Annotated in this window: 18 protein-coding genes; 12 read left to right on the top strand and 6 right to left on the bottom strand. The window is 66.7% G+C overall.

Translation table 11 applies throughout. The features are described 5' to 3' along the window. Window positions 1-72: 72 nt before the first annotated feature. Window positions 73-441, bottom strand: coding sequence for a hypothetical protein (locus AACH40_RS04180; RefSeq protein ID WP_338644323.1), 369 nt, complete (start codon window positions 439-441; stop codon window positions 73-75). 63 nt (window positions 442-504) lie between these two features. Beyond that, window positions 505-1,086, bottom strand: coding sequence for a helix-turn-helix transcriptional regulator (locus tag AACH40_RS04175; RefSeq protein ID WP_338644322.1), 582 nt, complete (start codon window positions 1,084-1,086; stop codon window positions 505-507). 320 nt (window positions 1,087-1,406) lie between these two features. Here AACH40_RS04175 and AACH40_RS04170 point away from each other — a divergent pair, with 320 nt between their 5' ends. The 7 genes from AACH40_RS04170 (at window position 1,407) to AACH40_RS04140 (ending at window position 10,264) form a co-directional block, all read left to right on the top strand. Beyond that, window positions 1,407-3,035 carry a sensor histidine kinase gene (locus tag AACH40_RS04170; protein WP_338644321.1) on the top strand — a complete coding sequence of 543 codons (1,629 nt, stop codon included), beginning with the start codon at window positions 1,407-1,409 and terminating at the stop codon, window positions 3,033-3,035. Next, window positions 3,032-3,655 (top strand): response regulator, encoded by a 624-nt coding sequence (locus AACH40_RS04165; RefSeq protein WP_169492421.1) that lies wholly within the window; start codon window positions 3,032-3,034, stop codon window positions 3,653-3,655. The genes AACH40_RS04170 and AACH40_RS04165 overlap by 4 nt, the downstream gene beginning before the upstream one ends. Before the next feature lie 86 nt (window positions 3,656-3,741). After that, window positions 3,742-4,113 (top strand): hypothetical protein, encoded by a 372-nt coding sequence (locus AACH40_RS04160; RefSeq protein WP_338644320.1) that lies wholly within the window; start codon window positions 3,742-3,744, stop codon window positions 4,111-4,113. A 242-nt stretch (window positions 4,114-4,355) separates the two neighbouring features. Then, a complete protein-coding gene (locus AACH40_RS04155) occupies window positions 4,356-5,351 on the top strand; it encodes a sensor histidine kinase (protein WP_338644319.1) in 996 nt (331 codons plus the stop codon). A 132-nt stretch (window positions 5,352-5,483) separates the two neighbouring features. After that, the gene (locus AACH40_RS04150; protein WP_338644318.1) at window positions 5,484-7,250 is read left to right on the top strand and encodes a type I secretion system permease/ATPase; all 1,767 of its coding nucleotides are present in this window, start codon (window positions 5,484-5,486) and stop codon (window positions 7,248-7,250) included. Beyond that, window positions 7,247-8,596 carry an HlyD family type I secretion periplasmic adaptor subunit gene (locus AACH40_RS04145; protein WP_338644317.1) on the top strand — a complete coding sequence of 450 codons (1,350 nt, stop codon included), beginning with the start codon at window positions 7,247-7,249 and terminating at the stop codon, window positions 8,594-8,596. The genes AACH40_RS04150 and AACH40_RS04145 overlap by 4 nt, the downstream gene beginning before the upstream one ends. Window positions 8,597-8,620: 24 nt before the next feature. Further along, window positions 8,621-10,264, top strand: a complete 1,644-nt coding sequence (locus AACH40_RS04140; protein WP_338644316.1) for a TolC family protein — start codon at window positions 8,621-8,623, stop codon at window positions 10,262-10,264. 170 nt (window positions 10,265-10,434) lie between these two features. Here the strand turns inward: AACH40_RS04140 and AACH40_RS04135 are convergent, their stop codons facing one another. The 3 genes from AACH40_RS04135 to AACH40_RS04125 all read right to left on the bottom strand — a co-directional run bounded on the left by AACH40_RS04135 (window position 10,435) and on the right by AACH40_RS04125 (window position 19,096). Continuing rightward, a complete protein-coding gene (locus AACH40_RS04135; RefSeq protein WP_338644315.1) occupies window positions 10,435-16,422 on the bottom strand; it encodes a VCBS domain-containing protein in 5,988 nt (1,995 codons plus the stop codon). A 461-nt stretch (window positions 16,423-16,883) separates the two neighbouring features. Then, window positions 16,884-17,576: a response regulator transcription factor gene (locus tag AACH40_RS04130; RefSeq protein WP_338644314.1), complete on the bottom strand. Its 693-nt coding sequence runs from the start codon at window positions 17,574-17,576 to the stop codon at window positions 16,884-16,886. Next, window positions 17,573-19,096: a DUF4118 domain-containing protein gene (locus AACH40_RS04125; RefSeq protein ID WP_338644313.1), complete on the bottom strand. Its 1,524-nt coding sequence runs from the start codon at window positions 19,094-19,096 to the stop codon at window positions 17,573-17,575. Before AACH40_RS04125 ends, AACH40_RS04130 begins: the two co-directional genes overlap by 4 nt. Window positions 19,097-19,241: 145 nt before the next feature. Here AACH40_RS04125 and AACH40_RS04120 point away from each other — a divergent pair, with 145 nt between their 5' ends. Then, on the top strand, window positions 19,242-19,520 hold the full coding sequence (locus tag AACH40_RS04120; protein WP_338644312.1) for a hypothetical protein: 279 nt from the start codon (window positions 19,242-19,244) through the stop codon (window positions 19,518-19,520). Between the two features lie 150 nt (window positions 19,521-19,670). Here AACH40_RS04120 and AACH40_RS04115 read toward each other — a convergent pair whose 3' ends face one another. Then, on the bottom strand, window positions 19,671-19,907 hold the full coding sequence (locus tag AACH40_RS04115) for a GIY-YIG nuclease family protein (RefSeq protein ID WP_422394881.1): 237 nt from the start codon (window positions 19,905-19,907) through the stop codon (window positions 19,671-19,673). Window positions 19,908-20,790: 883 nt separating this feature from the next. On the opposite strand from AACH40_RS04115, the gene AACH40_RS04110 reads away from it, so the two are divergent. The 4 genes from AACH40_RS04110 to AACH40_RS04095 all read left to right on the top strand — a co-directional run bounded on the left by AACH40_RS04110 (window position 20,791) and on the right by AACH40_RS04095 (window position 25,107). Then, window positions 20,791-22,767 (top strand): potassium transporter Kup, encoded by a 1,977-nt coding sequence (locus AACH40_RS04110; protein WP_422394896.1) that lies wholly within the window; start codon window positions 20,791-20,793, stop codon window positions 22,765-22,767. Between the two features lie 121 nt (window positions 22,768-22,888). Further along, entirely contained in the window at window positions 22,889-23,155 is a 267-nt protein-coding gene (locus tag AACH40_RS04105; protein WP_169492412.1) for a hypothetical protein, read from the top strand. A gap of 84 nt (window positions 23,156-23,239) precedes the next feature. Further along, the gene (locus tag AACH40_RS04100; RefSeq protein ID WP_338644310.1) at window positions 23,240-24,337 is read left to right on the top strand and encodes a CoA transferase; all 1,098 of its coding nucleotides are present in this window, start codon (window positions 23,240-23,242) and stop codon (window positions 24,335-24,337) included. Beyond that, window positions 24,334-25,107, top strand: a complete 774-nt coding sequence (locus AACH40_RS04095; protein WP_338644309.1) for a DsbA family protein — start codon at window positions 24,334-24,336, stop codon at window positions 25,105-25,107. The genes AACH40_RS04100 and AACH40_RS04095 overlap by 4 nt, the downstream gene beginning before the upstream one ends. Window positions 25,108-25,230 lie beyond the last annotated feature (123 nt).

Genomic DNA, 25,230 nt, shown 5'->3' with positions numbered 1-25,230 from the left:
ACACCTTCTGCAGCGCCGTCCTGCGGCCGGCTGCCGAACGACAGGGCGTCGCCCGGCAGCAGCCAACCACCATCAGGCGACCTTCGCTGCCACGTCGTCGCGATCGGCTTCGCGCGCAGCGGGCGGACAGGCATCGTTGCCGCCGTTGGTTTCGACCGCGATCGTGTTGAGACGGCCATGGACCCGGGCGAGTTCGCCGCCCGCATCGACCAGCCCCTGCTGGCTCTTGAGCAGGCGCATCAGCGCATCCTGGCCGAGGAAGGGCGCAACGCCGGTCTCGCGCCGCGCGCCGACCATGGTCTGGAGCAACTGTGCCTGACGCAAGAGAGCTTCGTCTAGCGCGGCTTCGGCCTGATGAAGGTCACGGGTGATCCGCAACTGGGCAACACCGGTGCTCATGGCCCGGTCCATCGCGCTCGCTTCGATCTTTTCGAACTTCATGGTCTTCCCCCTTCCGCCCAAAGCAAATGCCCGGGCCCGCTGTGACGGGAGATGGCAGACGGATCAGTGACCGATGATCTCGGACAGCTGCGAAAAGATCGACAGTCCGCCGAGGACGATCAGGATCAGGAACACGGTTATCGCGGCAATCGAGCCGAGACGCACCAGGGTTCCGTTTGGTCCGTCGAACACCTCCGGGAGAACGCGGTAGTAGGCCTTGACCGCCCTGGCCGCTTCGCTCTGCCCCGTCTCCTGCGGCGCCTTGCGAAGGAGGCCTATGGTGGTCTGGAACGCCACCCCGTCTTCCCGATCCGGACCTTGCCCATCCGATTCGGTCATTTCGACATAGGACGGCTGATATACGGGTTTTTCCCATATGATCGCGGGACTAGAGATGGCGGAATTCCGCCGTTCCTCGACCAATCGGCGGTATTGCTGCGCCACCTCTCCGCGGGTCGCGACGTTCAGTTTCGCGCGTGCGAGCATGATCCGTTGGTCGACCGTGTGGGGCGATATGCCGAGAAGCCTGGATATTTCCTTGGAGGTCTTGTGCTGGATCAAAAGGTCCAGCACTTCCCGCTGCTTGGGCGTGAGTGCGTCGAGAACATCGTCCTCGTCCTGCAGAGGAAAGGTCGTCATCATCATGGAGCGTGCCGTCCTGCGAGACCGCCTTCTATCGAAAGGTGGCCTCGTTCTCCCGTCAACCTGACCTGTTTAGATCCGCCCTTCATCATCCGAGGCATCCAATTGGCAAAGAAGAAAGATTTTTTCCCACATCACGAGTTGAAAATGATCTAATATCCGTCCCAGCGCAAGTTCACGTTTGCGGTATTGCACCTTACGCCCTTTCCGTTTCGTGCAATTGACAGCGTTGGCTAAAGGTATTGCATCCACATGCCGGGGGGCGCGTGGCGAAACGAGAACGAGGACGGGTCGATCCAATGGGGAGGCAGGAACCTCAGCGCATGTTCATGCGGCGCATCGCCAAGGTTCTTGCGACCACGCGCGCGGTGCTTGCCGTCGTCTTCCTGCTGGCCGTGCTGATAGAACCGACCCAGCCCGCCCGTGCCGGCGTCGTCGGCCTTGCCATCCTGGCCGGTTACATGACGCTGGCTGCAGCACTCGTGATCGTGGCGTGGCGCAGCTGGTGGTACGATTTTCGCCTGGCCGTCGCGGTCCACGTCATCGACATCATTGCATTCGTCGGGGGAGTTTATTTCACCGAGGCCGGCAACAGCGACTTCTCCAGTCCTTTCATGGCCTTTGCCGCCTTTCTTCTGGTCAGCTCGAACCTGCGCTGGGGCTGGCGCGGGATCGCCGTCACCGCACTTGCGCTGCTTGTAGCCAATACCGCAGCAGGTGGCGCGCTGGTGATGCTGCACTTCAATCTCGACATCTACCGGTTCGGTCGCCGGCAAGTCTACATGCTGCTTCTTTCGATCGTGATGGTCTGGCTGAGCGGCGATGGACGCCTGTCCCGGCGGGTCGAGCTGCAGGATCCGGGCGGCGTGCCGGGCGAACGGCGCCTTCGCGTGCTGGCCGAGGCGATTGCCGAGGTTCGCAACGCCCTCGGGGCCAAGGGCGTTGCCATCGCGCTTCTGCGCAACGAGGAGCCGCTGGTCGAGATCGTGCTGGACGACGGCACGTCGACCCACGTGATGGCGGCACCCGGCGACCTGTCCGACGATCTTGCCCTCGGCATTGCGCCGATGATGTTCGACACCGTACGCCGCCGGCGCATCGCCTCGCTGCCCGTTGCCGGGATGGCGGCGTGGACGGGCAGGATATCTGTGCCGCTCGCCGATCACTGCGGCATCAGCGAAGGCATCATCGCATCCTTTGCGACGGCCGCCGGCCCCGGCCAGCTGCTCGCTTGGGGGATGCGGGATCTGTCGGTGGACGACTTGCCCCTGGTCGAGGCTTTCGCCCGCGAGGTCGGCCTTGCGCTCGATCGCGAGGAGATGGCTTCGCTTTCGCGCGAGGCGGCGGTTTCCGGCATCCGCAATGCACTCGCCCGCGATCTGCACGACAGCGTTGCGCAGTTCCTCGCCGGCACGCTGTTCCGGATAGAGGCGCTGCGCCGGTGGATCCGCGAAGGCAATGACCCTGAGGGCGAGATCGATTCGATCAAGCAGGCCCTGCGCCGCGAACAGGTCCAGCTGCGCGGCCTGATCGATCGCCTGCGCAGGGGCGAGGACGGCGACCGCCGCACCGACCTTGCCGAAGAGCTGGAAGCCCTGCTCGTCGAACTGTCGCACCACTGGCACATCGACACGCGGCTCGATGCGGCAATGCGTCCGCTGCCGGTCTCGATCGAGCTGGCTTACGAACTGCGCCAGCTGGTCCGCGAAGGTGTTGCCAACGCCGTGCGCCACGGGCATTGCGCAAGCGTGACGGTGTCGATCATCGGCGAGGCGGGGGCGTTGCGCATGCAGATTCGCGACGATGGGCTCGGCTTCGTGACGGGCCCCGACCCGCTTCGGCCGCGTTCGATCAGCGAACGCGTCGAGGCGCTGGGCGGCAGGCTCGAAATCGCCGACGCTACGAAGGGCGTCACGCTGGATATCTCTCTGCCTGCAAGGATGGCCGCATGATTCCCGTACTGGTAGCCGACGACCATGGCTTCATCCGCGCCGGCGTCGAGGCCGTCCTGCGTGGCACGCAGTTCCAGATCGTCGCCGCGACGGCCAGCGGCGAGGAAACCCTGGCCGCGATCGACATGCACGATCCGGCGATTGTTTTGCTCGATATCAACATGCCCGGAATGAACGGGGTCGAAGCGCTCGAAGTGCTGCGCGCCAAGGGCGACAAGCGCCGCATCGTGCTGCTGACGGCAGAGATCAACGATCGCCAGTTGCTTTCGGTCATGCGCGCCGGCGTCGATGGCATCGTGTCGAAAGACGGCGCCGAGGACGAACTCGTCGACGTGCTGGAAAAGGTCCATGGTGGACAGAAGGCGATCGCCCCGATCTTCCTGCAGCGCGCGCTCGATCTTTCGCTCAGCCCGCAGGCCGGCCCGCTCGATCGGCTCAACCCGCGCGAACGCAAGATTGCCCGCCTGGTCGCGCGCGGCATGCGCAATCGCGACATCGGCGCGGAACTCAACATCGGCGAAGGCACGGTGAAGGTCTACCTTCACGCGATGTACCAGAAGCTGGGGATCGAAAACCGCACCGAACTCGCGCTGTTGGCGATCAACGATCCGGGCGAGTGACCGTCTTCATTGACGTTGCCCTTAGGGCAGTCACGTAACGTCGGCTAACCGGATGCTTGCGGTGCCTGCCTTATGCGGTGCGCACCATGGCCATGACCAACGCCGAGCGGCAGCGCCGCTATCGCCAAAGGCTGAAAGCCCGTGCATCGGGCGCCGCGCTGCCCGAACAGGCGCGCGATGCGGTCGAGCGCGCAATCTTAGCGCTCTGGTCCTTTCACGAACGCCCCTCGCCGCAGGGCCTCAGCTGGGCCGACATCGACGGGTGCCACTCGCTTGACCAGTACCGGTCGGACCTTGAACGCAACCCCGGCAACTTCATCCAGGCCTGCCGCGCCTTCCTGCCCGATTTCGCAGGCCTGACCGCCGAAGAGGCGCACGCCGTGGCCACGATCATCGCTCTGGCCGATGCGCTGCGTCTCGCTCCGCCTCGCGCCATGGCGCTGCCCCGCGCCGCCTGATCCGGGCACGCGCGATCGGGCGGACGGCCGCTCGTCACGCAACGGCCACAGCTCGGCAATCATTTGCGCAACCTGATCCGTGGTTAAGCCACGGTTTATCCAGTATGTTATTGGCAGCCTAACTCTTGCCGGCGCATCGCGGCGCTGGCGTTGTCGTCGATGCGGGTCCATAGAAGTATCCGAAGCGGACCAAACCGCCGGGCGCGAAGAACGCCCAGGGGCCCTCGAAGGAAACGACGCAGATGACCCGAGCAAAGGTGATCCGGCAAGCGCTGGTGAAACAGCGGTCTCCCGCTGAACAAGTAGTGCTTCTCGTTCTCTTGGTTGCGTTCCCCACGGCGGTACGCGCGCTGGTCGATCCAGGCACAAGCGCCCTGCCCTTTCTCACCTATTGGCCAAGCATCCTCATCGGGGCGCTACTGCTCGATACCGCATACGCCGTCCTCGTCGCCTGTATCGCGGCGATTGTTTCGCAACGGTTGTTCGGCGGCGGCGCGTGGTTTGCGGTGATCGACCCGATGCGCGCGGCGTTCTTCCTGATGTTCTGCTTCTCGGCCGGGCTGATCCTGACCACCGGCTCCGCCTTGCGCGGCGCGGTGCGCGAACTCGATGCGCTGCATGAACAGGCCGAAGGCTTTAACCGCGAGCTTCGCCATCGCGTGCGCAACATGCTCACGATCGTACAGGCCCTCGCCTCGCGCGGTCCCAAGGCGGACAATCCGCTTGATTTCTATCGCGAATTTTCCAGCCGCCTTGAAGGGCTCGCACAGGCGAGCGACCTGTTGCGGATCGGCACCGAAACCGAGGGCCGCCTGCCCGAGATCGCCGAGCGGACGCTCGAACTGTTCGGCCGGCGCACTCGGCTGAAGCTTTCGGGCGATCCTGTGATCCTGCCCGATCGCACCTGCATTCCCCTGATCATGGCGCTGCACGAACTTGCCACCAACGCGGTCAAGCATGGTGCCTGGTCCGACGATCAGGGCCTTGTCGAACTGACCTGGTTCCTCGCGGTGGACGGGCGCAGCCTGTACATCCTGTGGAAGGAACAGGGCGGGCCGCCCGTATCCTCGCCATCGCGCGAAGGGGTCGGGACCCGCCTGTTGATGCCCCAGCCGGGGCTCGATGCGGTGGAGCTCAATTTCGACCGGCGCGGCGTCTGGTGCGAAATCATGGTCGAGGGCGCGCGCCCTGTCGACGAGCAGTCCCAGCCCCAGGGGCGCATGCCCGACCTGCGCTGAACCTGCTTAACCGCAGGAAGTTTTGCTTAGTTAACAAAATCGTAGAATCGCTACGTAACAGCCCTCGTCCTGCGTCCTTGCGAGCGTAATGTTATTGCTTTAGCTCCACAAAAAACGTGGGATTTCCAAGGCGTGGACCGTCAGATTCTTAATCTATTCATAAGCCGGTATCGCGGGGGCCTGGTCCTCGTCGCGGTGGCGAGTGTCCTGCTCAACGTGCTGGTCTTCGCGGGTTCGGCCTACATGATGCTGGTCTACGATTCGGTCCTGCCAAGCCGGTCTGTTCCGACCCTCATCGGCCTCTTCGTGATGCTCGTGCTGGTCTATGCCTTCCAGGCCGTGTTCGAGGCGATCCGCAGCGAAGCGCTCCTCGGTGTCGCCAACGGCGTGCACGACGATCTGTTCGGCGCGGTGCACTATGCCACGGTCACCCGCCCATTGCGCAACGGCCCGGACAAGGGCGACGGGCTGCAGTTCACCCGCGACCTCGATTCCATCCACACGTTCCTCGCGGGCCAGGGCCCTATCGCCCTGATCGACCTGCCCTGGGTGATCATGTTCCTCATCGTGCTCGCCTCGCTGCACTGGTGGCTGGGACTGACCGCGCTGTTCGGTGTCTTCGTCATGGCTGCCCTCGCCATCATCTCGAACCGGCGCACGATGTCGGGCTCGCGCGAGCTTTCGAATATCACCAGCGGCCGGTCCGCCGCCGCGCTCGCCGAAATCCGCTTTGCCGAATCCGCGCTTGCCATGGGCATGCAGGACCGGCTGGTCGCGCGCACCTCGGGCTGGGAAGACAGCTTCATCGGCGCCCAATCCTACCTTTCGCGCACGGTCGCCCGTCTCGGCGGGGCAAGCCGCATGTTCCGCATGCTGCTGCAATCGCTGATCCTTTCGGTCGGTGCGCTGCTGGTGATCGATGGCAAGGCGAGCGGCGGCGTGATCCTCGCCTCTTCCGTGCTGTCGGGCCGCGCGCTGGCGCCGGTCGACCAGGCGATCGCCAACTGGCGCGGCCTTGTCGCCGCGCGCGCAGGCTGGAGCCGGGTGGTCCAGGCCGTTTCCGCCTACCGCAAGCCGCCTGCCCGCGAAGTCCAGCTGAGCCGCCCCTCGGGCGAACTCGCGATCCGCGATCTGTGGGTCGCACCCCCGGGCACGCAGCGCTTCACCGTCTCGGGCGTCACCCTTCAGCTCACGCCCGGACAGGTGCTGGCCATCGTCGGGCCGAGCGCGGCCGGCAAGACCTCGCTGGTGCGCGCGATCCTGGGGATCTGGCGCCCGAACCGTGGCGAGATCCGCCTCGATGGCGCCACGCTCGATCAATGGGACGCCGAAACGCTCGGCAGCTATTTCGGCTATGTTCCGCAAGTGGTCGACCTGATGGACGGTACCATCGGCCAGAACATCGCCCGCTTCGATCCCGCCGCCACGTCGGAAGGCATTGTCGCCGCGGCCAAGGCGGCGGGCGTCCACGAACTGATCCTGTCGATGCCAGATGGCTATGAATCCCACGTATCGGCGGGCGGCGTCGAACTCTCCGCAGGACAGCGCCAGCGCCTCGGCCTCGCCCGCGCGCTTTATGGCGATCCGTTCCTGCTCGTGCTCGATGAAGCCAATTCCAACCTCGATGCCGCAGGCGATGCCGCACTGGCCCATGCCGTGCTGAACATGCGCAAGCGCGGCGGCATCGTCATCATGATCACCCACCGTCCGGCAACGCTCGGCCCGGCCACGCACATCGCCCTGATGCAGGCTGGCCGCATCGCCGATTTCGGCGAACGCGACACCGTGCTCGCGCGCATCCAGCAGGCCAACACCGCCACCCGCATCGAGCCCGGCAACGGCTCGGATGCCAAGGACGATGAAGCCGCCACTGCGGCCGCTTCGGGAGTTTCCGCATGAACGCCCAGCTTCCCACCGATCCCGCGCGCATGCTGCTCCCCGTGCTGTGGGAAGGCGATGCCGCGGCCAAGGTCGCCCAACCGCTTCTGCTCAAGCGCCTGCTGATGACCGTTGCCGGGCTGTTCGTCGTGCTGTTCCTGCTGGCTGCGTTCGTGCCCATCGGCGGCGCGGTGATCGGCAGCGGCCAGGTCGGCGTTGAAAGCCGCGTGAAGCGCATCGCGCACCCGACCGGCGGCGTGATCGACGCGATCCTCGTCCACAATGGCGAACACGTGAAGGAAGGTCAGCTGCTGCTCCGGCTCGACGACCGCGTCACCGGCACCGATGCCGCGCTTTCCAACCTCACCGTCGAACAGCTGCTCGCCCAGCGCGCACGGCTGGAGGCTGAACGCCTTGGCGAAGGCGGCATCCGTTTCCCGCCCGAACTGACCGGCGCCAACACCGACACCGCGCGCAAGGCGATGGCGGACGAAGAGAAGCTGTTCCGCCTGCGCCAGACGGAAGAAGGACAGATCCGCTCGCAGCTCGCCGCGCGCGTCCAGCAGTACAACCAGGAAATCCACGGCCTCGAAGCCCAGATCGCCGCGCTCAAGCAGCAGCGCAAGCTGATCGAGCCCGAACGCCAGGGCGTGAAGGATCTGTGGGACAAGCAGCTCGTCACGATCAACCGGCTCAACCAGCTGGAACGCACCGCGGTCGATCTCGATGGCAACGTTGGTTCGCTCCAGTCGCAGATCGCGCAGGCCCGCGCCCGCATCACCGAAGCGCAGGAGCAGTCGATCCAGCTCGTCCAGACCCGCCGCGTCCAGGCAGGTACCGACCTTGCCCAGGTCAACACCGCGCTCAACCAGCAGCAGGTCCGCTCGGTCGCCGCCGCCGACCAGAAGCAGCGCACCGAAATCCGCGCGCCCTATTCGGGCACGGTCGAAAAGGTCGCGTTCTCGGCCATCGGCGACGTGATCCGCGCGGCCGAGCCGATCATGGAGATCGTGCCCGACAAGGATGTCTTCGTGGTGGAGGCGATGGTCAGCCCGGCCGACATCGACCAGGTGATCGAAGGCCAGCACGCCCGCGTCCGCTTCACCGCGTTCAACCACGCGGCAACTCCCGAAATCCCGGGCAAGGTCATCTACGTCGCCACCGACCGCACCGACAATCCCGAAGCGCGCCAGGCCTATTACACGATCCGCATCGCGGTTCAGCAGGACAAGGTCCGCAAGGAAGGGCTCGATCTCAAGAGCGGCATGCCCGCCGAAGTCTATGTCGAAACCGGCTCTCGCTCGATGCTGTCGTACCTGACCAAGCCGCTGCGCGACCAGTTCATGCGGGCGTTCCGGGACAATTAAGTGAGGGATCAGGGGGGAATGCACGTGAAGACACTACTGCTCGCGGGGGCAGCACTGGTGGCGAGCCCGCTCGCCGCCCGCGCCCAGGATGCACCAAGTCAGCCCACGTTGGCCCCATCGGAAATGGGCCCGCCCGCGCCCGCCCCCGAAAGCGCGCTGCGCTATTCGCCCGACCTTCCCGGCGGCACACCCGCCGACATTGCCGAAGCATCGCGCGCCGGCACCCCGGTCGATGCCCTGCCGCAGGCGCTCAGGCTGGCCTACTGGACCAGCCCCACCGTCCTTGCCCAGCGCGCTGCACTGCGCGGGATCGATTACCGCGTGCCCCAGGCCCGCGCCGCCTTCGGCCCACGGCTCGATTACCAGGTGGGCTACGACATCACGCGCTCAGGCCTGCGCACGCCGGGCAACGGGTGGTCCGACAACACGACGCGCAGTCTCACCACCACCGCCGTCCTCACCCAGCCGATCTTCACCTTTGGCCGCAACGCCGCGTCGGAACGCTATGCCCTGGCCCAGCTCGGCTACCAGCGGCAGGTCATGCGCTCGGCCGAACAACAGGCCCTGCTCGATGCGATCGGCGCCTATGTCGGCCTGCTGCGCGATCGCGCCGCCGTGGCCATTGCGCGCGACAACCTCGCTACGCTGGAACAGGAACTGTCCGATAACCGCGCTCGGCTCAAGCGGCGCGAGGTGACCTCCACCGATGTCGAGCAGGTCGAAACCCGCGTCGAACTCGGCCGCGCGCAGGTCTTCACCGCGCAGCGCGATGCGGCGGCGGGCGAAGCGACGTTCCTGCGCATGATCGGTGCTCCCGCCGGCGCCCTTGCCGCGCCCAACCCGCTGCGCCTTCCCGCGGACTCGCTCGAAGCGGCCTATGCCTACGCCGAAGGCCACAACCCCGTGCTCATTGCCGCGCAGGAACGCGAAAAGATCAGCCGCGCCAGCCTCGAATCCACCAAGGCCGACCTGATGCCGCGCGTCGATCTCAAGGGACAGGCGGATTACGTCAACGGCTGGAACGTGCAGGGTTTGCTGACAACACTGCCCCGCCGCGACCAGCGCGACTTTTCCGGCCAGGTCGTCCTGTCCGGCCCGATCTACGAAAGCGGCCTGCGCCAGGCCCGCGTGGGCGAGGCGATCGCCGCCAACGATTCCGACTGGCGCCTGATCGATGCGGCGCTGCGCGAAAACCGCGCCACGCTCGCCGCCGCCTGGGATGACTGGAAGGCGCTCGGCGCCGCGGTCGATCGCTATGCCAGCGCGGTGGAATCGGCCCGCCGCGCCTATGACGGTGCCCTGCTGCAGGAAAAGGCGGGGCTCCGCACCACGCTCGACGTGCTCGATCTCGCCCGCGAACTGCTGCTGGCGCGCGGCAACTACAACAGCGCGATGGCCAGCGCCTACATCGCCCAGGCCCGCGTGCTGGCCGCCATGGGTGCGCTCGAACAGACCTGGCTGCTGCCGGGCGAGCCGCGCTACGATCCCGACGATCACTTCGACAAGGTCAAGCATCGCGGCGACGTGCCGCTGCTCACGCCCCTGCTGCGCGGCATCGACGGCCTGCCCCTCGGCAGCGCCAGCGCACGCGCCTTGCGCGATCCCGCCGCACCGCGCACTGCCGCCCCGGTGGAACTCGATGCCGTCAAGGAACTGCCGGTTCCCTGAGCGCTCGCGACAGGACAGCAAGCACAAAGCCCGGAGGGACCAGCCTTCCGGGCTTTTTTGTTGCGCCACGCCGGGGCCATGCCCGCGCCGCTCGGTTCGAACGCCAACCCAGCCCCAAACGAAAAAGGGGCCGCCGCAGCAGCCCCTTTCCCTTGGTTTGCGACCCGGCTTTAGAGAATGAAGTCTGCCGCCGTCAGCGAGGTCACCCCGGTCAGCGTGACATGCAGCTCGATGGTCGCGGTGTTGCCGCCGATATCGCCATAAAGCACCACGTCGCTGCCGTTCACCACGTACCACAGGCCGTTGGCGGTCGGCGTCGTGCCGTTGAAGGTGAAGTGCTGGAAGCCGGCCGTGTTCTGGTCCGCGTCGATCGAGGACACGTCGATCTTGTCCTGCTCGCCATTGGCGTGCGTGAAGTCGGTGATCGTGTCGCCGCGGTCGAGAGCGCTCAGGAACTTGAACGTGTCGTTGCCCTGGTTGCCGGTCAGCGTATCCGCTCCCCAGCCACCGATGAGGACGTCGACATTGTTACCGCCGGTGATCGTGTCGTTGCCCGACCCGCCATAGATCGTGTCGTTGTCGGCGCCACCGTCCAGCTTGTCGTCACCCGAACCACCGTACAGGGTGTCGTTGCCGCTGTTGCCGTTGATGGTGTCGTTGCCCGGACCGCCATAGACCGTATCGGCCGACTGACCGTTGCCCTGGAACTTGATGTCCCCGGCAGCACCCTGCGAGTCGAAGTCGTTCGGATCGCCGCTCGCCGTCTGCACCGCCGCCAGCGTCACATCGGTGTTACCCACCACGCTCACGTCGATCGTCGTCGTCGTGCCATCGGCCGACTGCACGGTGAAGATATCGTGTGCGGTCGTGCCGGTGTTGAGCGTGGCGAAGCCCGACTTGGTGTTGTCGATGGTATAGGTCCACGCACCGGCCGAGTTGATCGAGAGCGAACCGTACGTGCCCGCCGCGTTGGTCTGCGCCACGAAGCTCGCCTGGTTCAGGTCCGGATCGGTCACGGTCAGCGTGCCGGTCGCACTGGTCAGCGTGGTGCTGTCCTCGGTGACCGAACCGGTGCTGGTGCCACCGAACGTCGCCGTGTCGTTGGCGCCGGTCACCGTCACCGCGATGTCGTGCGATGCCGTGCCGTCGGCCGAAACCACCGTCAGGTGATCCTGCACCGTCTGCGACGCGGTCAGCGCCTGCGTCGCGGCCTTGGTGTTGTCGAGCGTGTAGGTCCAGCTGCCGGTCGTGGCATTGAACGTGTACGTGCCATAGGTGCCCGCCAGCGAAGCCGGCGTCTGGAACGCGGCCTGGCCAGAGTCCGGATCGGTCACCAGCAGCTTGCCCGCAGCGCTCGCATCGCCTGCGGTCGCATTGGCAAGACCGCCCGCTTCCGTCACCGCACGGTCGTTCGCCACCGTCGCATCCACGGTGATCGTGGCGGCATCGTTGGCGCCGGTTACCGTGACCGCAATGTCGTGCGTCGCGGTGCCGTCGGCCGAAACCACCGTCAGGTGATCCTGCACCGTCTGCGACGCGGTCAGCGCCTGCGTCGCCGCCTTGGTGTTGTCGAGCGTGTAGGTCCAGCTGCCGGTCGTGGCATTGAACGTATAGGTGCCATACGTGCCCGCCAGCGAAGCCGGGGTCTGGAACGCGGCCTGGCCATCGTCGACGTCGGTCACCAGCAGCTTGCCCGAAGCGTTCGCATCGCCTGCGGCCACACCCGCTTCGGTCACCGCGCGGTCGTTGGTCACCGCACTGTCCACGGTGATCGTGGCGGCATCGTTGACGCCGGTCACCTTGAACGAAAGGCTGCTCGGCGTCGTGGTGGTGCCGTCGCTCACGCCATAGTTCACCGTGACCGTGTCGGTCGCCCCGGCGGCCAGGTGCTGGAACGCCGCATTGGTCGGATCCAGCGTGAACTGGTGCGTCGTCGCGTCATACGTCACGCCTGCCGGCAGCGAGGTGTAGGTCACCGAAAGCGTGTCGGTCGCATCGACGTCCGACGTGCCCGCCAGCGCGTTGAGCGAAACCGGCGAACCGTCCTCGGTCGCGGTGGCCGACTGGGTCAGCGTCACCTTGGGCGCATCGTTGGTGCCCTGGACCGAGAAGTTCAGCGTCACCGATGCCGAGTGGTCAGCGGATTCGCTGGTGAACGACTGCTCGCTGACCACCTGCCCGTTGGCGAGGCTCTGGACCGCAGCGCTCGCATTGTCGAGCTGGTAGGACCAGTTGCCCGCCGCATCGACCGAGAAGCTGCCGTACGTGCCGGTCGCGCTCGCAGCGATCGCCGCCGCCTGGTCGTGGTCGGCATCGGCCACGCTCACATGACCGGTCAGCTGGGTCACCCCATCCTCGACCACGGTGCCACCGGTGGTGTCACCACTGATCGTCGCGCCGTCGTTGGTGCCGGTGATGGTGATCGTCGCGCTCTGCGCCACGCTGCCACCCTGCCCGTCGATGACGTTGTAGTTGACCACGATCTCGCGCGTCTCGCCCGCCTGCAGCGACTGGAACGCCGCATTCGCCGGATCGACGATCAGCGTATCGCCCGACAGCGTCACGCCTGCGACCAGGCCGGTCACGTCCGAAACATGCAGGTTCGCGTTGTCGACATCGCTCGCCCCGCCCAGCAGGTCGAGGTTGAACGCGGCGCCATCCTCGTTGGCCGCCGCCGTCAGCGCAGCAGCAACCACCGGCGCGTCGTTGGTGCCGCGGATGGTCACGCTCAGCGTCTGCTCGGTGCCGTCGATGGTCTTCACCACCACGCTGTCGGTGACGCTGTCCCCCACGTTCAGCGCATCGTTCGCGCTGTCGGCGGTGTAGCTCCACGTGCCGTCGGCGGCGATGGTGAACGAGCCGTGCGCCCCGGCCAGCGTGCCCGCCTGGAAGTCGGCCGAGCTGTCGACGTCGGTCGCCGAGAGCTTGCCGCCCAGCGTCACCGCCGCGTCGGTCTCGTCGCCTTCGGCCGAAGCCGTGCCGGTGATCACGGCGGCATCGTTGGTGCCGTGGATCGTCACGCTCAGCGTCTGCTCGGTCCCGTCGGTGGTCTTCACCACCACGCTGTCGGTCACGCTGTCGCCCACGTTCAGCGCATCGTTGGCGCTGTCGGCGGTGTAGCTCCACGTGCCGTCGGCGGCGATGGTGAACGAACCGTGCGACCCGGCGAGCGTGCCCGCCTGGAAATCGGCCGAGCTGTCGACGTCGGTCGCCGAGAGCTTGCCGCCCAGCGTCACCGCCGCGTCGGTTTCATTGCCTTCCGCCGATGCCGTGCCGGTGATCACGGCAGCATCATTGGTGCCGTGGATCGTCACGCTCAGCGTCTGCTCGGTGCCGTCGATGGTCTTGACCACGACGCTGTCGGTCACGCTGTCGCCCACGTTCAGCACATCGTTCGCGCTGTCGGCGGTGTAGCTCCACGTGCCGTCGGCGGCGATGGTGAACGAGCCGTGCGATCCGGCGAGCGTGCCCGCCTGGAAATCGGCCGAGCTGTCGACGTCGGTCGCCGAGAGCTTGCCGCCCAGCGTCACCGCCGCGTCGGTTTCATTGCCTTCCGCCGATGCCGTGCCGGTGATCACGGCAGCATCATTGGTGCCGTGGATCGTCACGCTCAGCGTCTGCTCGGTGCCGTCGATGGTCTTGACCACGACGCTGTCGGTCACGCTGTCGCCCACGTTCAGCACATCGTTCGCGCTGTCGGCGGTGTAGCTCCACGTGCCGTCGGCGGCGATGGTGAACGAGCCGTGCGATCCGGCGAGCGTGCCCGCCTGGAAGTCGGCCGAGCTGTCGACGTCGGTCGCCGAGAGCTTGCCGCCCAGCGTCAGCGCGGCGTCGGTCTCGTCGCCTTCGGCCGAAGCCGTGCCGGTGATGACGGCGGCATCGTTGGTGCCGTGGATGGTCACGCTCAGCGTCTGCTCGGTGCCGTCGATGGTCTTGACCACCACGCTGTCGGTCACGCTGTCGCCCACGTTCAGCGCATCGTTGGCGCTGTCGGCGGTGTAGCTCCACGTACCATCGGCGGCGATGGTGAACGAGCCGTGCGACCCGGCGAGCGTGCCCGCCTGGAAGTCGGCCGAGCTGTCGACGTCGGTCGCCGAGAGCTTGCCGCCCAGCGTCAGCGCGGCGTCGGTTTCGTCGCCTTCGGCCGAAGCCGTGCCGGTGATGACGGCCGCGTCGTTGGTGCCGTAGATCGTTACCGTGATGACCTGCGTCGTGCCATCGGCCGTCGCGACCGTCACGCTGTCGGTATAGGTCTGGCCGGCAACGAATTCGTTGTGGGCGTCCGCGGCATACGTCCAGTTGCCGTCGGCATCGATCGAGAAAGTGCCGTAGCCGTGGTCGCCGGCCGCGTTGGTCTGCGCGACGAACGCCGCAGAGCTGTCGACGTCGGTCACGTCGAGCTTGCCGCTGGCGCTGAGCGCCGCATCGCTTTCGGTGAGGTCGGCGGACGACGAGCCGGTGATCACCGCCGCGTCATTGGTGCCGGTGATCGTCACCGTGATGACTTGGCTGGTACCATCGGCCGTCGCGACCGTGATGCTATCGGTGTAGGCCTGCCCGGCGGCGAATTCGTTGTGCGCACCGGCGGCGTAGGTCCAGTTGCCATCGGCATCGATCGAGAACGTGCCGTAGCCGTGGTCACCCGCCACGTTGGTCTGCGCCACGAATGCCGCCGAGCTGTCGACGTCGCTCGCGTCCAGCTTGCCACTGGCGTTCAGCGCCGCGTCGCTTTCGGTCAGCGTCGCGCCCGTGCTGCCGGTGATGACGGCGGCGTCGTTGGTGCCGGTGATGGTCACGGTGATGACCTGGCTGGTGCCGTCGGCGGTCTTGACCGTCACGCTGTCGGTGTAGGTCTGGCCACCGACGAATTCGTTGTGCGCACCGGCGGCGTAGGTCCAGTTGCCGGCGGCATCGATCGAGAACGTGCCGTAGCCGTGGTCACCGGCGACATCGGTCTGCGCGACGAACGCGGCCGAGCTGTCGACGTCGGTCGCATTCAGCTTGCCGCTGGCGCTGAGCGCCGCGTCGGTTTCGGTGATCGTCGCGGTCGAGGTGCCGGTGATGATGGCGGCATCGTTGGTGCCGGTGATCGTCCAGCTGACCGAGGCGGGTACGGTCGCGGTGCCATCGGTAACGCCATAGGTCACCGTCACGGTCGCCGTGGCGCCGGCGGCGAGGTAGTCATAGGCGCTGTTCGACGGATCGAACGAGAAGCTGTGCGTCGCAGCGTTGTAGGTCACGCCCGCGGGCAGCGTGCCGGGCACGTTGGTCACCGAAAGCGAGGCGCCGAGGTCGACGTCGCTGGCGTTGGCAAGGGCATTGAGCGTCGAGCTCGCGCCGCCTTCGGTCGCCGTCCCGGTCACCGCGCCCGAAACCACCGGCGCATCATTGGTGCCCACGATGGTCACGGTGATGACCTGGCTGGTCCCGTCGATGGACTTCACCGTCACGCTGTCGGTGTAGCTCTGCCCGGCGGCGAATTCGTTGTGGGCGCCGGCGCTGTAGGTCCAGTTGCCGTTCGCATCGATCGAGAACGTGCCGTAGCCGTGGTTGCCCGCGACGTTGCTCTGGACCTGGAACTTCGCCTCGCCGGTGTCGACGTCGGTGACGTTGAGCTTGCTGCCGGCCGAAAGGGCGGAATCGGTTTCGGTGATGGTAACCGCCGAGGTTCCGGTGATCACCGCGGCATCGTTGGTGCCGGCAATGGTGATCGTCACTTCGGCGACGCTCAGCGTGCCGTTGGCAAGGCGGATCGAGTACGAGATCACGTCGGTCACGGTCTGGCCGGCGGGCAGCGCCTTGATCACCGCCATCGCGCTCGCGTCCATCTGGTAGGACAGCTTGCCGTTGACCACGGCCACCTTGGTGCCGGGCCGCGTGGTCTTCCACTCGCCGGTGGCGTCCTTCGAGATCAGGTCGGCGGTTTCCGCGGCGGAGTAGGTGACGGGGCCAGTGTCTTCCTGGTCGACCACCGCCCACAGGTCCTTGGCCGCGCCGCCAAGGTCGTTGGCCATGACGTCGAGCGACAGCGTGACGATGCCGTTGCTGGCCAGCCCTTCGAGGTAGGTCTGCGAGAAAGTGTAGGTATCGTCAACCGCCTGCGGCGTGTTGAACATCGAGGTGGTGTTGACGCTCGGTGTCGTGCTCGTGGTCGCCATGATAATGCCCCCTGTGCCGCAGTGCCGGTCGACGAAGGGCATATTGGTTAATGAGCTTCGGCCACTTGCCGAGCCCACTGGCCTGTCCCGCCCCCGCGACTGCCCAGAATCTTTCTGGACGTTAACTCTCTATGACCGGCGATTACCTATTGGTCGGTTAGGGAGGCGACAACTTACCTGTAGTCTCAATTAACCATAACTAAGGTTACTTTATCTTGTCTGCTTTTTCCCAAGTTGATGAAAAAGGTATGAAAATGTCCGTGCAGAAAAAATGTCCGAAGCGATGCGGAAATGCGCACGGATGGATCTATTCCCGGGCTGGGACACAAAGTTAGAGCGTTATTAACGTAAATCAGCGGTTTACCGCGCGATTCGCGACATTCCCGCATCGCGGAAACAATTGCGCCGCAAGGCTTCGGGAATGCCGTAGTCTATCGGGCACGCGCACAGCGCCGCCGCGCTCACTCGATGGCGAGGCGGTAGCCAACACCCGGTTCGTTGCGCACCGCAGAGGGCGCATCGCCCGCCCCGCCTTCCAGCTTGCGACGGATGCCGCGCGCGGCCACCCGCAAGTATTCGACGTCGCTTTCGTGCCCCGGCCCCCAGATCTCGCGCAGCAGTTGCGCGTGGGTCAGCACCTTGCCGCCGTGCGTCGCCAGCATGGCGAGCAGCGCGTACTCCTTGGGCGCCAGGTGCACATCGGCGCCATCGCGCGTCACGCTCCGCGCCACCAGGTCGATCGCGCACGTGCCGCCAAAGCGCACCACGTTCGCGCTCGCTTCAGGCGCAACGCGGTGGCGCAGCGCGGTGCGCACGCGCGCCAGCACTTCGGCCGCATCGAACGGCTTGGTGACATAATCGTCGGCGCCAAGGTCCAGCGCGGCGACCTTTTCGGCCACCGCATCGCGCGCCGAGACGACCACCACCGCCGCGCCCGCGCGCTTCAGCAGCGGCACCAGCTCCAGCCCGTCCCGATCAGGCAGGCCCAGGTCGAGCAGCACCAGCGCGTGCCCGCCCGCATGGTGCGCGGCAAGCGCGGCGCGCGCATCGCCCGCCTCCTCCACCACGTAGCCCGCGCCCGCCAGTGCGCCCGCCAGCAGCGCGCGGATCTCGGGCTCGTCGTCCACCACCAGGATGCTGCGCCCCGCGCTCACTCCGCCGCCTCCACGCGCCGCAGCAGCGCGGGCGGAAAGCGCAGCACGAAGCGCGCCCCCGGCCCGTCGGCGCGATTTGCGGCGAGCGCCTGCACCCCCATCGCCTCGGCAAAGCCGCGCACGATGGCAAGGCCGAGCCCGGTGCCGCCGACGCGGTCGGATCCTTCGAGCCGCTCGAACTGGCCGAACACGCGCGTCTCGCTGCCCGGCGGCAGGCCCGGTCCGCGATCGAGCACCGCGAGTTCCACCGCCCCGTCCCCGCCCGCCAGCGCCTCCACCGTCACCCCGCCCTCGCTGCCATGCCGCAGCGCGTTGTCGATCAGGTTGATCAGGCAATGGTGCAGCAGCCGCGCGTCGGCCAGCACCAGCGGCAGGTCGTCCGGCACCGCCACCGCCACGCGCGCAGCCCCCGCGCCGCCGCGCAAGTCGTCCAGCGCCGCCGCCACCGCTTCGCCCAGGTCCACCGCCTCGCGCGTGCCTTCCACCGTGCCGCTTTCGATCCGCACCATGTCGAGCAGGTTGGAGATGAACCGGTCGAGCCGCTCCGCCGCGCCGCGCGCCACGGCCAGCGAAGCCCCCGCCTGCCCCGCCTCCAGCGCGCGCAGCGAGCCCAGCAGCGTGGTCAGCGGCGTGCGCAGGTCGTGCCCCAGCGATGACAGCAGCGCCCCGCGCAGCGCATCGCGTTCCTGCACCCGGCCGAGTGCAACCATCTCATCCTCCAGCGCGATCCGCGCATGGGCGAGGCTCGCCTGGTCGATCAGGCTGGCGAGCAGCGGCAGCCGCTCGGCGCGCAAGGGCGCGGTCGCATCTGGCCGGGCAAGGCCCACCGTCGCCACAGCCCGCGTGCCTTCCACCACGGGATGGAACAGCCATTCCGACGCGGTCGGCGTCGCCGCGCCGGGCCCTGCCGCCAGCGCATTGTCGAGGCTCCACTGCGCGGAAACGAGCTCGAGCAGGTCCAGCCGCTCCACCGGCGGCGCCGAGGCCGCAAGCTGCGCCGCACCGTCCGGCCCCGCCTCGCACACCACCACCCGCACGTCGAAGCGCCGCGCCAGTTCGCCGGCCAGCACGCTCCACAATTCGTCGCGCCGCGTCACCCCCATCAGCACGCGCGCGAAGCCGGCGAGCGCCGCCTCGCGCCCCGCCTCATCCTGCGCCGCGCGCGCCTGCTGGCGCACCCGCGCCGCCATCTGGCTCGCCACCACCGCCACGCCCAGCAGCACCAGCACGGTGATCGCATGGCTCGGATCGCGGATCGCGAACGTCAGCACCGGCGGAATGAAGAAGAAGTTGTAGGCGAGCGAGGACACCAGCCCCGTGGCGATCCCGGTCACCAGCCCGTGCCGCGTCGCCGCGAACATCACCGGCACCAGATAAAGCAGCCCGATATCGGCCAGATTGCCGCGCGCCGAAAGCAGCGCGCCAAGCAACGTCATCAGCGCGACCAGCCCCAGCGCCGCGAGATAGCCCTCGGCACTGCCCAGCGGCGCAGGATCGGAAGAGACGGAATGGCGCGCCATGCCCCACCGCCATAGCCGCTGCCGAACGCGATGGGGAGAGGTGGTGAAAGGGGGCGGCCTTCAGGGGATGGCGGGTAACGCCCAGAAGGCGTCGCTCAAGAGACGCCGACATTGCTGACCAAACGGAACGTGTTATAGTCATGATATGAAGGTGCTCAGCTTCACACTGGGATTGATCGGGGCAACCATGTTCTCCCTCTGCCCTTTACCGGTGCTATTCATGGCCGAGTGTCAACTCAACGAGCGACCGGACGAAGTTGCCGCGTGCTTTGCAAATGTTGAGCGTGTTCAGAACATTTACCTTACGGTGCTTGCAGTGCTGTTTGTTACGGCGCTTGCACTTCAACTGCGCGGGAGCAGATGGACGGTGGCTGCGCTGTTCGCATTGGCTATTGCCCCCCCAGCTTCCATTTTTGTGGCGTAGTGCATCAAGTCCTACGACCGCTTCCCACCACTACCTGTCGTCGCCCCGTGCTTGACACGGGGCTTGGCTACTTCGCGCTCTCGCCTTGCGCCGCCGTTGCTGGATACCACTGTTCCCAAAGGTCGAGCCAATCGGGATTCTCCGCCTCGATCAGAATTTCCATTCCCGGCGCCATTTCTTGACGAGCTTTTCCCGCGCGATGGCAGCCTCGATGTCCTCGTGCCGCTCGGCATAGACCAGCCGTGCCTTGCCGAAATCCCGGGCGTGCAGCGAACCCGCGCCTTCACGATGCTGCCCCACGCGCCGGATCAGATCGGCTGTGACGCCGACATACATCCCGCCGCGAAAGCGGTTTGCCATGATGGTGACCCAGCCGCCCTTCTCCATCGGGCCAGAATGGCAAATGCATTGTCGCAAGGAAAGCCAAGCCCCGTGTCAAGCACGGGGCGACGAAAAAGGTGTTTTGTATAACTGAACACTGACCGCCCACTTCCAGTCGTTTCGGTCAGTTCGGCCTCATTTATTGAGCTATTACAATTCACACCCGCAAACGGGCATCGTCGACCCCGATCTAGGACGTCGGCATCCCTGGCAGACAGCGCCTAGTGGACGCCTCCACCAAGGTCATTCTGGCGGCGAGGCGATGCGCTTCAGCAAGTCTCAACTGCTGTGCACGCCCATTTCGGCTGTCGATAAGAATTGCGACGTAGCAGTTACCGTCGAGAGGCCGAGGGCCCTCGATCTCGGCATCGATGGTGCTCGCCGGTGCGATCAAAAGAAGGTGCCCGGAGCCGTTGTAAAGCTGCTTGATCGGTGCGCCATGCACAATCGTTCCGTCAGGTTTGGCGAGCCAGGACTTGCCTCTGTCGGCAACTACCACAGTATATCCATCTGGCAGAGATGGACTGCATGCCGCCGTTGCGAGTGCGGCCAAAAGGCTCAAGCTTCTTGCCTTCATCCGCAGGCGCTTAGCATCTGCCTGCCGAATTTCCACCACTACCCCTCGTCGCCCCGTGCTTGACACGGGGCTTGGCTTCTTCGCGCTACTGCCCTGCGCCACCACCGCAGGATACTAGCGCGGGGCAAGGTCCAGCGCATAAGACCAGAATCGCAAATGCAAGGTCTCAAGGATAGCCAAGCCCCGTGTCGAGCACGGGGCGACGACTAGCTTGTTGAATTGATTGCCTTCCGGTCTCCCCGCCCCACCCCCCGGCATAAACATCCCGTAAAGATGCGTGAAACCCGCGGGCGGGCGGCGCATTCGGGCAGCATGGACCAGACTCTCACGCTCGGCGCCGCCAGTTCCGCGCCCGGCACCACGCCCGCCGCCGCCGCATCGCCTTCAAGCGCGCCCGCGCACGATGGGCACCATGGCGAAGGCCTTGCCACGCTTGCGCTCGGCGCGATCGGCGTGGTGTTCGGCGATATCGGCACCAGCCCGCTCTATGCGCTGAAGGAAAGCTTCATCGGCGCACATCCGCTCGCGGTCGATCCCGCGCACGTGTTCGGGGTGCTGTCGCTGATCTTCTGGACGATGACGCTGATCGTCACGATCAAGTACGTGTTCGTGATCCTGCGCGCCGACAACAAGGGCGAAGGCGGCAGCCTGGCGCTGATGGCGCTGATCGGGCGCCAGTTGAACGCTGCGGGCGGCCGCCGCTGGGCGGGCACGATCATGATGATGGGCCTTGTCGCCACGGCGCTGTTCTATGGCGATGCCATCATCACCCCGGCCGTTTCGGTGCTGTCGGCGGTCGAAGGGCTGCAGGTGGCCGCACCGGGTGCCGCCCACTTCGTCCTGCCGATCGCCATCGCGATCATCGTCGGCCTGTTCGCGATCCAGTCGCGCGGCACCGCTGCCGTGGGCCGCATGTTCGGGCCGGTGATGGTGATCTACTTCATCGTCATCGGCGTGATGGGCGCGATCCAGATCGCGCAGGCGCCGCAAGTGCTGGCCGCGCTCAACCCCTGGTATGCGCTCAATTTCTTCCTGCTCGATCCCGGCCTCGCCTTCCTCGCGCTCGGTTCGGTGGTTCTGGCGGTGACGGGCGCGGAAGCGCTCTATGCCGACATGGGCCACTTCGGCCGCCGCGCGATCTCGCTCGCCTGGCTGTACTGCGCCTTTCCCTGCCTGCTGATCAACTACCTCGGCCAGTCGGCTCTGCTGCTGCGCCAGCCCGCCGCGGTCGAAAACCCGTTCTTCCTGATGGCGCCCGAAGCGCTGCGCCTGCCGCTGGTGGTGCTGGCAACGCTCGCCACGATCATTGCCAGCCAGGCGGTGATCTCGGGCGCCTATTCGGTCACGCAGCAGGCGATCCAGCTTGGTTTCCTGCCGCGCCTTGCCATTCGCCACACCAGCGAAAAGGCGGCGGGGCAGATCTACGTGCCGCTGGTCAACTGGCTGCTGCTGGCGCTGGTCATCCTGCTGGTGCTGGGCTTCCGCTCTTCGGGCGCGCTGGCGGCGGCCTATGGCATCGCCGTTACCGGCACGATGTTCATCACCGCCTGCATGACCGGGGTGCTGACGATGCAGGTGTGGAAGTGGCCCAAGCTCGCCGCCGGCACTCTTACGGCGGTGTTCCTCGTCGTCGATGGCGCCTATTTCGCCTCGAACGCCACCAAGGTGCCCGATGGCGGCTGGTTCCCGCTGCTCGTCGCCGGCATCTGCTTCTTCGTGCTGACCACCTGGGCGCGCGGGCGGCAGATCATGCGCGAACGGCTTGCCGAGGATTCCATGCCGTTCGACCTGTTTCTCGACAGCGTGCCCGGCCGGGTCAAGCGCGTGGCGGGGGCCTCGGTGTTCCTCGCCTCCACGGTCGAAGGCATCCCGCCGGCGCTGCTGCACAACCTCAAGCACAACCACGTGCTGCACGAACGCGTGATCGTGCTGACGGTGATGACCGAGGCGGTGCCCCACGTCGCCGCGCACGCCCGGCGCGAAGTGGAAGAGCTGGGCCACGGCTTCTACCGCATGGTGGTGCACCTGGGCTTCATGGACGAAGCGAACCTGCCCGCCGAACTCGCCGCTGAAACGCGTGCCGGGGGGCCGCTGCGGCCGATGGAAACCAGCTGGTTCCTGTCGCGCCAAACGTTAATTCCGTCGGCCCGGCCGGGTCGCCGTTCGGGCATGGCGGTGTGGCGCGAAGCGTTCTTTGCGTGGATGGTCCGCAACGCTTCTTCGGCGATGCAGTTCTTCCACCTGCCGACCAACCGGGTGATCGAGCTCGGCAGCCAGCTGGAGATATGAAAAACGGACCAGGTCGCCGAACCCTTCGCGCAACCCTCCTTACGGCAATTGCGGATTGGAGATTCGACTTGGCTTCAATAATTTGACATAAAGATCGGGCCGAAAGGCGACGAAGGACAATATGGACAGTCGGGGTCGAAAGCTCAGCGTTGGCGCAAACCGGATCGGTCGGCTTGTCGAAAGCTCCGATTGGGCGCGTGCGCGCCTGACCCGCTGCCTGCAGATGGCCTTCCCGATCCAGCCGGTGCCACAGGCCTTCGACGATCTCGCCTTCGCGATCGACAATGTGGAAATAACTCGCCTCTTGCGCGAGCTCGAGGATATCGAGAACGAACGCCTGGACCGGCTCGGCCGCATCCTTTCGCGCCACCACTGCAACGACAACTGACCCGCCCTCTCGCCGCTTGACCTGGCGGCCCGCTTGCCCGATCCGCGTTTAATCAGACGGTTGAAGCGGAACGGGAGAATTTGCGTGAAACTGGCCGGCATCCGGGTGCTCGATCTGTCGAGCTTCATTCCCGGCCCCTACCTCACCCTTGCCATGGCCGATCACGGGGCCGAGGTGATCAAGGTCGAAGCGCCGGGCGGTGACCACACCCGCCACATCGGCCTGTCCGACGGGCCCGACACCGTCTACTTCCGCGCCTTCAACCGGGGCAAGAAAAGCGTCGTCCTGAACCTGAAGGACGAGGCCGACCGCGCCGCGTTCCTGGCGCTGGTCGACACCGCCGACGTCGTCGTCGAATCGAGCCGGCCCGGAGTCGCCGCGCGGTTGGGGATCGACTATGCGACCCTTTCGGCGCGCAATCCGCGGATCGTGTACTGCGCGATCAGCGCGTTCGGGCAGGACGGGCCGCTGGCCAGGCGCCCGGCGCACGATCTGGCATTGGAAGCGATGACCGGCGTGCTGGGCGCAACGCTCGGCGCCGACGGCAAGCCGGCGATGCCGGGCATTCCGGTGTCGGACTACCTGTCGGCGCTGCAGGGGCTGTCGGGCGTGCTGATGGCGCTGCTGGCGCGGGAGCGGACGGGGCGGGGCGATTTCATCGACATCGCGATGCAGGAAACGCTGCTGTCGGCCACCTCGAACGTGATGGGCCCGACGCTTGCCGAAGGGCGCCAGCCCAACGTGGCGCATGAACGGACGACGGGAGGGGGCGCGTTCTATCGCTGGTACGCCTGCGGCGACGGGCGGATGCTGGCGATCGCGGGGCAGGAGAAGAAGTTCATCGAGGCGCTGCTCGGGCACTTGGGCCGCATCGACCTCGCCCCGCTGTGCAACGAACCGGGGCCGCACCAGCAGCCGGTGGTGGACCTGCTCGCCCAGACGTTCGCGGCGATGACGCTGGACGAGGCGGGCGCGCTGCTCGACCGGCTTGACGTGTGCTGGGGCCCGGTCAAGACGTATCCGGAAGCGCTGGACGACGAACAGGTGAAGGCGCGCGGCTTCATCCTGACCGACCAGCTGGGCCGCCGCCACATCGGCACGCCGATCCGCTTTGCCCATGAGCCCGCCCGCCCTTCGCTCCACGCGCCCGCGCTGGGCGAGCACCAGGACCTGATCGCATGACCATCCGCCCCATCTTCGTGGCCGTTATCGCCGCCGCCGCCGCCTTCGCGCTCGCCGCAACTGCCACCCCGGCTGCGGCGCAGGGGGGCTGGCGCAGTGGCGCGCTGGTGGCGCCGGTCGGCACGGGCGACCGCGTCTATGGCCCGGCCGAGGCAGGGCTGACGCTGATCGTTTGGCTCGATCCCGAATGTCCGTACTGCAAGCAGTTCGGGCAGACGGGCGAGAAGCTGGTCGATGCCAACAACGCCAACACCACCGGGGCCAACACCACCGGGGCCAACAGCACGGGCAAGCTGAACCTGATCGTGCGGCTGATGCCCCTGCCCTTTCACGGCGAGCCGGCCATCGCCGCATCGGCGGCATCGCTGTGCGTGGCGGAACAAGCCGGCGCGGCGGGGTTCTACCGCTTTCTGGACCGGTACCTGGCGCTGACCGCCACCAACGGGCGGGGCATCCCGGCGAGCGCGGGCCGGGGCAGCGATGCCATCGGCAGCCTGGCGCAGGAGGCGGGCGCCAGCGACGTACCGGCGCTGCGCACCTGCCGCCGCGCGCCCGAGACGCTGCGCCGGGTGATGGGCGAAAGCGCCGCGGCCGAGGCGGCGGGCGTGGGCGGCACGCCGTCCATCGCGATCCGCAACAACCGCACCGGCGACAGCCTGATGGCCGACGGCGCGATCCCGCAGGACGCGATCCAATCGGCGATCGACTGGCTGGCCGCGCGATCGGCGGCCAAGTCCACCTCGGGCAGGTCCACCTCGGGCGGGAGCTGAGCCAGGCCCTCCCCGCCCTTCCCATTGGCCCCCACCGGACGGCGGGGTTGACGGGGTTTACACGGTCCTAAGGACTTGAATTCCATCGGCGGCAGGAGGGGGTCTTCGCCGTCCGCCCTGCCC

This window comes from Novosphingobium olei, assembly GCF_037076535.1.
GTDB classification, from domain to species: Bacteria; Pseudomonadota; Alphaproteobacteria; order Sphingomonadales; family Sphingomonadaceae; genus Novosphingobium; species Novosphingobium olei.
This window is presented reverse-complemented; position numbering and strand designations above follow the sequence as displayed.